Origin of the sequence: Mesorhizobium sp. M1338 (assembly GCF_040318045.1) — a bacterium.
Classification (GTDB): domain Bacteria; phylum Pseudomonadota; class Alphaproteobacteria; order Rhizobiales; family Rhizobiaceae; genus Mesorhizobium.
The window spans coordinates 91,628-99,289 of the sequence record NZ_JAMYLL010000018.1; the positions used below are offsets into that span (position 1 = coordinate 91,628).

Consider the following 7,662-nt stretch of genomic DNA (forward strand, 5'->3'; position numbering starts at 1 on the left):
CAATCTTGTTTCGATTCATCGTGACATGAAGAGAATTCATAGTGCGATACTGGAAGGCACATCCCGCTCATAGATCATTGCTGGCGGTGGGAGGAGGGCACCTCGCGCCACGCCAGCTTCTCGGCTGCGGCCGAGGAGTTGAATGTCAGCCAATTCGCTAACAGCCATACCGTCACCGCCGCCGAGGTCTTCTCGGTGTCCAACTGATGGACCGCACGACGCTCCCGATCAGCCTGACGACTGGGTGAGGGCAAGATCTATTATGGCGACGTCGAGCAATTGGCTGAACCAGTTGGCCAATAAGAGCGGCGCCCTGCGCCTGTCAAAACGCGCAACGCGCTGACGATCTACTGCAATTTGGCTAGTAACAAACTAGTGGCTGCTGCCCCGCTGAAGCTGTTTCACCGCGAGCATCCTGAGTTCCCAAGGCCTCCTCCCGTGAAAACATTCAGGATCGCGTCGCAGGAGGGCTCCTTTTGGTGTCATGGGGTAGATGTTCCTCCATTTCCGCACATCCGAATGGGGCGGTCCATGCCATCAAATGGGCCGTGCAGCGGGCCCGCTCCATGACGCTTGTGTGGATGCCAGCCGTTTTGCAAGGAAGATTTTGAACCTTTGAACGTGATCGAGTGCGGTCTTGTGTCAGGCCTTGAGTTGCGGCCATGATTTGCCGCGGGCCGGTATGGTGATACGCGGATCAGGTCCAAATCTAGAAAGCGAGCGCGAGGCTCGGTGCGTCATTCTGGTTTTCCTGATCCCGATCTGATCGATCATTTGCCATGCGGTTCAGGCCTTCCTCACATCCCCGACGGACCCGGTTCAGGTGTGCTGCTGAATGCTCATGCAGGCACCGTTGCCGGATTCCGGTAATCCTCTTCCTTCGTCAGCATGGCCCAGATGCCACGCGCCATCTTGTTGGCCAGCGCAATGGCCACGAGCATGCGCCGCTTCTTCGGCATCATGCGCGCGAGCCAGGAGCCCTCGGGCGCGCCCTTCCGCGATGCCCATCCGGACCACAGCCATGGCTTCAATGATGAGCAGGCGTCGAATATCGCATTGGCCCATCTTCGAGGTTTTTCCTAGTCGTTGCTTGCCGCCGGTCGATTTCTGCAACGGCACGAGCCCAAGCCAGGCGGCGAAGCCACAATTTGAACGTCTCCATCGGGGGCAAAAGTTTCGATCGCCAGTGGGCGATTGGGCCAACGCCAGGCATGGTTTGCAAGCGCCGAGATGCCTCAGCTTCCCTCGACAGAGCATCGATCTTCTTCTTCAGTGCGTCGATCCGGCCAGTTAGCTGGTAGATCCGGTCCAGCAGATCGCGGCAGATTTCGCGGGCCAGATCAGGCAAATTGGCGTGCTCGTCGTCAACGAAATATTCAAGTCGGTTCAGATAACGAATTCCCTGCGGCGCGATGTGGCCGAACTCATAAAGGTGCGCACGCAATGCGTTGACCAACTCAGTGCGCTGATTGACCAGCTGTTCCCGGGTGCGAAACAGTATGGACCGAGACTGCTGTTCCTCGGTTTTTGGTTCGACGAAGCGCATCGTTGGCCGTTGCGCTGCCTCGACGATCGCCTCCGCATCCGCTGCGTCGTTCTTCTGCCGCTTAATGAACGCTTTGACATAGCGAGGTGCAATCAGCTTCGGCTGATGGCCAAGCCGGACCATCTCGCGCGCCCAATAATGGGAACCGGCGCACGCCTCCATCGCCACGACACATGCCGGATGACCCGCCATGAATTTGCAAAACTGCAAGCGCGACAGCTTCTTACGAAATACGACTGATCCGTCAGCTGCCGCCCCGTGCAGTTGAAAGACGTTCTTTGCCAGATCGACCCCGATGTAACCTTTTCCATGGATGCCTGCCTCTCCTTGCGTGGCGCTAACACCACAAACTTGGCACATTGCAATGCCGTCGGAGAAGGCTGGCATCCACCCCATCTGGAAACCATCAGCCAAATGAGCGATGATCCGCTCATCAGCCTGCCAGACGTGGCACGCTGATCAGCCCGGCCCCATGCCGGAGAGCGCGGCGACCAAGCCGTCAGCTACGCCTCCATCACGGCGCACGCACGATGACGCCCTGCGGCACACGTGGTAAGAGGGAAAACAAGGCACACCCAATTGGCGGGCCCGCAGCAGGGGCTGCCGATGTCGCCGCCTCCTTCTGATGGTGGTTGAAACAGCGAAGGATGCCTCACCCTCGCCGCTCGCCCATAGCATCTACTTCCTGAGACACGATCCTCTTCCGGCAAGACGACCGTGTAACCGGTGGCTTGCTCAGATCTTAAAGATGTCGGCGCCACGCGCTGGATGATCGCGTGGCCAACTCGTCCGCCTGACAGCCTGGGATGGGCGATTAGTTATGCGAGCGCCGGATGCCCGTGGTCGCAGCAGCCACTCGATTTTTTGCAAACGAAGGCATAAATCGTTAAATCTGCGGCAGCTTTTGTGCAGTTTGTAACCGAAAAAAACGCGAGGATGTGCTCAGCGCTAAGCACTATCTCTGTGCCCGTCTCTCCATCATTCGCCCAAAGCGCAGCCTGACAGAGGCATCCTCGCTCAAACACTCCAAAGGCTACTATCATGTCTAAATCTGTTATTATCACATGTGCGCCGACGGGCGGTATTCACACGCCGACGATGTCCGAGCATCTACCGATCACTCCGTCCGAAATAGCCCAGGCGAGCATTGAGGCCGCGGAGGCTGGAGCAGCGATCGTTCACCTTCACGCACGAAACCCCGAAAACGGGAAGCCCGATCCTAACCCAGACCTTTTCATGGCCTTTTTGCCTCGCATCAAGCAGTCCTGCAACGCGGTCCTAAACATTTCCACGGGTGGTGGTCTGGGAATGACCAGGGAGGAGCGCCTGCGGGCGGCCGCCAGGACAAGCCCTGAGATGGCATCTCTGAACGTTGGTTCGATGAATTTTGGCATCTTTCCGATGATGCAGAAATACACGGACTGGAAGCATGAGTGGGAAGCTCCCTTTCTCGAATCCACCCGTGACTTCATCTTCCGGAACACGTTCGCGGATATCGAGTACACGATCAAAGAACTCGGCGAAGGCCACGGTACGAAATTCGAGTTCGAGTGCTACGACCTCGGCCATCTTTACAATCTTGCTTGGATCATCGATCAGGGCTGGCTAAAACCGCCTTTCTTTGTCCAGATGGTGTTCGGTATTCTCGGCGGCGTAGGTGCCGATTTCGACAACCTGGTGCATATGCACACCATCGCCAACAAGCTGTTTGGGGACGACTACGAATGGTCAGTGCTGGCCGCAGGACGGCATCAGATTCCGTTCACGACTCAAGCGGCGCTACTCGGCGGCAATCTTCGAGTTGGGATGGAGGACAGCCTCTACATCGGTCCCGGGCAAAAGGCCAAGTCGAGCGCCGAACAGGTGCGCAAGATCAGATCCATCGTCGAAAACCTCGGAAGAACAATTGCGACTCCAGATGAGGCGCGTCAGCGTCTTGGTCTCAAGGGCGGTGACCATGTGGCGTTCTAAATAAACCAATCCCGCCAATCTTCGTTAGCACACACTCACCGCCGACGTGTCGATGCCCCAACCGCAATTTAGGATATCTCATGCTCGAATTTAAGAAGACGGCCGTACTCGGGGCTGGAGTCATCGGTGCCAGTTGGACAGCGCTACTCCTTGCATCGGGCCGCGAGGTCGCGGTTCACGATATCTCCCCCCACGCGGAGAAAGCAGTTCGCGACTACGTCGAGCGGGCGTGGCCCACGCTTGAGGAGATTGGGCTGATCAACGGTGGTAACCCGGACCACGTCCACTTCTGCAAATCCGCAGCCGAAGCTGTCGAAGGGGCATCATTCGTCCAAGAGAACGTCCCTGAAAGGCTCGCGATCAAGCACGCTCTCTATAGTGAAATCGAAAGACATCTTGCAGCCGGCGCCGTGGTCGCTACCTCTGCATCGGGACTGACTCTGTCGGAGATGCAGAGAGGCTGGCGCGATCCCTCGCGCTTCGTCCTTGGGCATCCTTTCAATCCGCCGCATCTCATTCCGCTTGTGGAAGTCATGGGCAATGACCGGACAGCTGACGGTGTCGTGGAGGCGGCGGAACGGTTCTATGCTGCCGTCGGCAAGGTTACCATCCGCGTTAATCGCGAAGTCCCCGGCCATGTCGCCAATCGCTTGCAGGCCGCTGTCTGGCGCGAGGCAATCCATCTCGTCAAAACAGGTGTTGCATCGGTCGGGGACGTCGACAAGGCTATGTGGGCCGGTCCGGGGCTCCGCTGGGCTGCCATGGGCCCAACAATGCTTTTCCATCTCGGTGCGGGTGAGGGCGGCCTCGCAACGTTCTGCGAGCGTTACACGGACAGCTTTAACCGCTGGTGGGACGATCTTGGTGTACTTCACCTGAACCCGGCGCTGGCGGAAACGCTTGTTTCGGGCGTTATGGCAGAAGCCAACGGGCAATCGCCGGCCGATCTTTCCACAAAACGTGATGGCCTTATCGCCAGTATTCAGAAGGCGATAGCACCACTCCGGGCTAAATGACGCCTCCAGCCGTTTAGCGCAGGGAAGACGGTTGGGCCGGCGGTGGAGTAGATTTCCCCTCGCCATCATTCCCTTATTTTGTGAAAGGCTGCGCGCAGGGTCTCAGATTCTGGGCACTCATGGACGTGATCCAGTCGACGAAACATTCGATCTGCGGATCCTGTCGGCGGAATGCGACGTGTAGCCCCTCGCGCAGGATAATGGGGAGGTCAATTACCTTGACCAATTGGCCCTGGCGGACGAAGTCAGCGGCTGTCCCAATCCATCCTAGGGCTATCCCGCGTCCGCTTAGTGCGGCCCGCATCATCAAAAGGTGATTGTCAAAGCTTGGGCCGAGTACCATATATATATATATATATATAGACTGATCGGGCGCGTCGTTCGGTCGATCAACAGCACAAGCTCTCCGCGGCGGTGGCTTATGGCAGATTGATTGACATTCAACTCGCTGGCCGCAGCTGAGAAGCTGGCATGGCGCGCGGTGGCCTCCAATGCCAGCAAAGACTTCATCGGTGGTGCTCTCCAGTACCGCACTCGCGAACTCACCTCATTCATCGTCCCGCGAAGGACGCCCCTTTTCCACCGGCAGGTGGAATCTTATGGGGTGATCCTTGTCACGCTGGCGCTGCGATCCTGTTTCATCTCCGCGTTCGACTGCTGGCGACCATCTCTCGTCCCGACCTTCTGGCCGCCCGCGCGCAGGTGGGTCGTCAAGGGCCACGGGCCCATCGCGCAACGACTTGCCCTTGACGGGCCACGCGCACCGCGGCAGGCTGCAATGGTCGGGCGCACGATCAGGCGGCCTTCGGCATGATGTCTTGTCGTGTCCAGCGGAACTCTGTGCCGTCGCGCCACATGCGATGCATGATCACCGCCAGCCGACGGGCCAATGCGACAATGGCCTTCTGTCGGCCGCGCCGCCTGGCGACATTCATCGCCCACGCCCTCAGCCACGACCATTTCGTCACGCGCGTCAGCAGCGTCTGCGCGGCTTCGTAAAGCAGCGTTCGCATCATGCCATCGCCGCAGCAGGAGATCCGGCCGATGCGGCGGCTTTCGCCCGACTCATGGAGCACCGGCGTCAGCCCCAAGATCGGTCCGACCGCCTTGGAGTTGCGGAAGCGGGCCGGAATGTCGATGGTCGCGGTATAGGCCAGCGCCACTACCGGACCGACGCCCGGTATCGTCGTCAGCCGCCGGCAGACCTCGTTATCCCGGACGATCGCCAGAAGCTTGCGGTGAAGGGCGGCAAAATTCTCGCGCAGCTTGCGGCGCGCATCGAGCAGCGGCTCGACGATCTCGGCCAGGTCGGGCATGCCTTCGGTGAGCTCGCGGATACGGTGCTCGAATTTGATGGCGCCGAGCATGCCGACCTTGAGGCCGAAGTTGTGCAATAGCCCGCGGATGTCGTTCTGGATGGCGATCGCCTTGTCCTGCAAGAGCTTGCGCGCCGTCAGCAGTGCCCGGCGCTTCTGGCTCGTCAGCGTCTTGACATGGACCGGGCGGAAAAGGTTGACCCGCATCATCTGAGCAACGCCACGGGCATCAATGCGGTCGGATTTGTTCGGCTGCGCCTCCAGGAACGCCTTGGTATGGCGGGTCTCGATGCAGATCACCGGTAGGCCGGCTTCGGCCATGCCGCTGAACAGCCAGCGACAGCGGTCCGGCCGCAAGGCCGATCCGCTCAAAGGTCCAGGCAGGATCCGAGAGCACCCGCACAAGATCCTCGGGATGGCTCGGCACCTTCATCAGATCTTGCCTGTTTCATCGATAATGCAAATTGCGGTCTCTTTCACGGAGACATCCAATCCTGCATAATGTTTCATGCTGCGCTTCCTCCTTCTGATGCTTGTGGCTGCGCCATGCAGAACCACGTTTAACCATCAGCCGCGAAGCGCGGCACCTTCAAGCCTTATCCACCATGCCATGGTCGCCCGAAGATGAGGCTCAAGCCGAATACCCCATCTCGGGAATGCCGAGCCGATCCTCACGCACGGAGGACGAGCCATGGAAGAGGACAACGTTTTTACGTCGGTGTCGATGTGTCGAAAGCCAAGCACGCGATTACGATTGCCGCGGGCGGACGCAATGGGGAGGTTCGCTATTTCGGCGAGATCGAGGCGACGCCGGCGGTGGTGGCGCCGGTGGTGGCGGCCTATCAGGCGCTGCGTGGTGTGTCCTTCATCGTCGCCGTCACCTTGTCAGCGAAGTCGGCGATGTCCCTCGCTTCGACAGTCCGCGGCAGCTGATGGCCTTTCTCGGCCTGGTGGCCTCGGATCGCTCGACCGGCGACACGGTGAAGCGCGGCGGCCTGACGTTGGCCGGCAACCGCCGCGCACGCCGCGTCCTGGTGGAAGGTGCCTGAGCCTACCGCTATCCCGCCAGGGTAAGCGAGCCCATTCGCGTCCGGCTCGAGGGGCTGCCGAAGGCGGTGCGGGAGATCGCCTGGAAGGCGCAGACCCGGTTGTGCGCCCGCTACCGGCGCCTGATGGCTGCGGGCAGAAGAAACCCATCGTTGTTGCGGCGATCGCGCGCGAGATGGCGGCGTTCCTGTGGGCCATTGGCCACCAGGTCGAACCGGTTCGCTGAAATGCAGCGCGCTTCTGCATCGAAGATCAGGACAAGCCCACCCCTGGCACGGGCGCCGCCGGATTGAAGCAAGTAGGTCCGCTTCAATCCGGCGGAAAATGCCCGGGCAGCACGGAGACGGGATGTGGCCACGGTGGGGAATTCCCGTGTGGTACTATGTGGCTGGGCATCCGCCCAACGCCCGACACCTAGACAGGGAAAGCCCAAGACGAATTACGGAAGTGCGGTAACCAACCCGCGGATAAGAGCTGGATCAACCGTCGTCTCAAGGGCCCATCCCGTCCCCGTGCTGCCCATCAACGATGAACAAACGTGTGACAAAGGACATGGGGCGGAAAAGTTCATCCATTATTCTTGACCACGGTCATAAGAGTACCTCAACAGTGTCTTGGCCATAATTCGGGCCAGACCGGTTGTAGAGCCCACCGATATAGGCCGGCGATCTCTCGAATTTAACGGGATGATCCCTCACCGGCCAGCGACCCATCTCTGCCTGATTCAGTTCCACCATCCAATTCAGATGATCCAGCTGAGGGTCAT

General features: G+C 59.4%; 5 protein-coding genes and 2 pseudogenes. 3 read left to right on the forward strand and 4 right to left on the reverse strand.

Annotated features, from left to right (window positions below; genetic code table 11):
• Positions 1–819 precede the first annotated feature (819 nt).
• Together NKH19_RS33560 and NKH19_RS17900 are read right to left on the reverse strand one after the other, a co-directional pair.
• Positions 820–1,119, reverse strand: a complete 300-nt coding sequence (locus NKH19_RS33560) for a transposase (protein WP_502910965.1) — start codon at positions 1,117–1,119, stop codon at positions 820–822.
• A complete protein-coding gene (locus tag NKH19_RS17900) occupies positions 1,028–1,960 on the reverse strand; it encodes an IS110 family RNA-guided transposase (RefSeq protein ID WP_502910966.1) in 933 nt (310 codons plus the stop codon). The genes NKH19_RS33560 and NKH19_RS17900 overlap by 92 nt, the downstream gene beginning before the upstream one ends.
• Before the next feature lie 627 nt (positions 1,961–2,587).
• Between NKH19_RS17900 and kce the strand changes: the two genes are divergently transcribed.
• Both kce and NKH19_RS17910 read left to right on the forward strand, forming a co-directional pair.
• Positions 2,588–3,517 carry a 3,5-dioxohexanoate:acetyl-CoA acetone transferase gene (gene kce, locus NKH19_RS17905; protein ID WP_352982537.1) on the forward strand — a complete coding sequence of 310 codons (930 nt, stop codon included), beginning with the start codon at positions 2,588–2,590 and terminating at the stop codon, positions 3,515–3,517.
• 80 nt (positions 3,518–3,597) lie between these two features.
• Complete coding sequence (locus NKH19_RS17910; RefSeq protein ID WP_352982539.1) at positions 3,598–4,533, forward strand: 3-hydroxyacyl-CoA dehydrogenase NAD-binding domain-containing protein; 936 nt, start codon at positions 3,598–3,600, stop codon at positions 4,531–4,533.
• Between the two features lie 306 nt (positions 4,534–4,839).
• On the opposite strand, the gene NKH19_RS17915 is transcribed toward NKH19_RS17910, so the two are convergent.
• The gene (locus tag NKH19_RS17915) at positions 4,840–5,088 is read right to left on the reverse strand and encodes a LysR family transcriptional regulator (protein WP_352982540.1); all 249 of its coding nucleotides are present in this window, start codon (positions 5,086–5,088) and stop codon (positions 4,840–4,842) included.
• A 239-nt stretch (positions 5,089–5,327) separates the two neighbouring features.
• A pseudogene (locus tag NKH19_RS17920) lies at positions 5,328–6,359 on the reverse strand (IS110 family RNA-guided transposase).
• Between the two features lie 309 nt (positions 6,360–6,668).
• Here NKH19_RS17920 and NKH19_RS17925 point away from each other — a divergent pair.
• Positions 6,669–7,122, forward strand: a pseudogene (locus NKH19_RS17925) (transposase); the annotation flags it as partial.
• Between the last annotated feature and the right edge of the window lie 540 nt (positions 7,123–7,662).

Coding starts and splice junctions, on each gene's coding strand:
- kce (WP_352982537.1), top strand. CDS start 2,588: ATGTCTAAATCTGTTATTATCACATGTGCGCCGACGGGCGGTATTCAC.
- NKH19_RS17910 (WP_352982539.1), top strand. CDS start 3,598: ATGCTCGAATTTAAGAAGACGGCCGTACTCGGGGCTGGAGTCATCGGT.
- NKH19_RS17915 (WP_352982540.1), bottom strand. CDS start 5,088: ATGAATGAGGTGAGTTCGCGAGTGCGGTACTGGAGAGCACCACCGATG.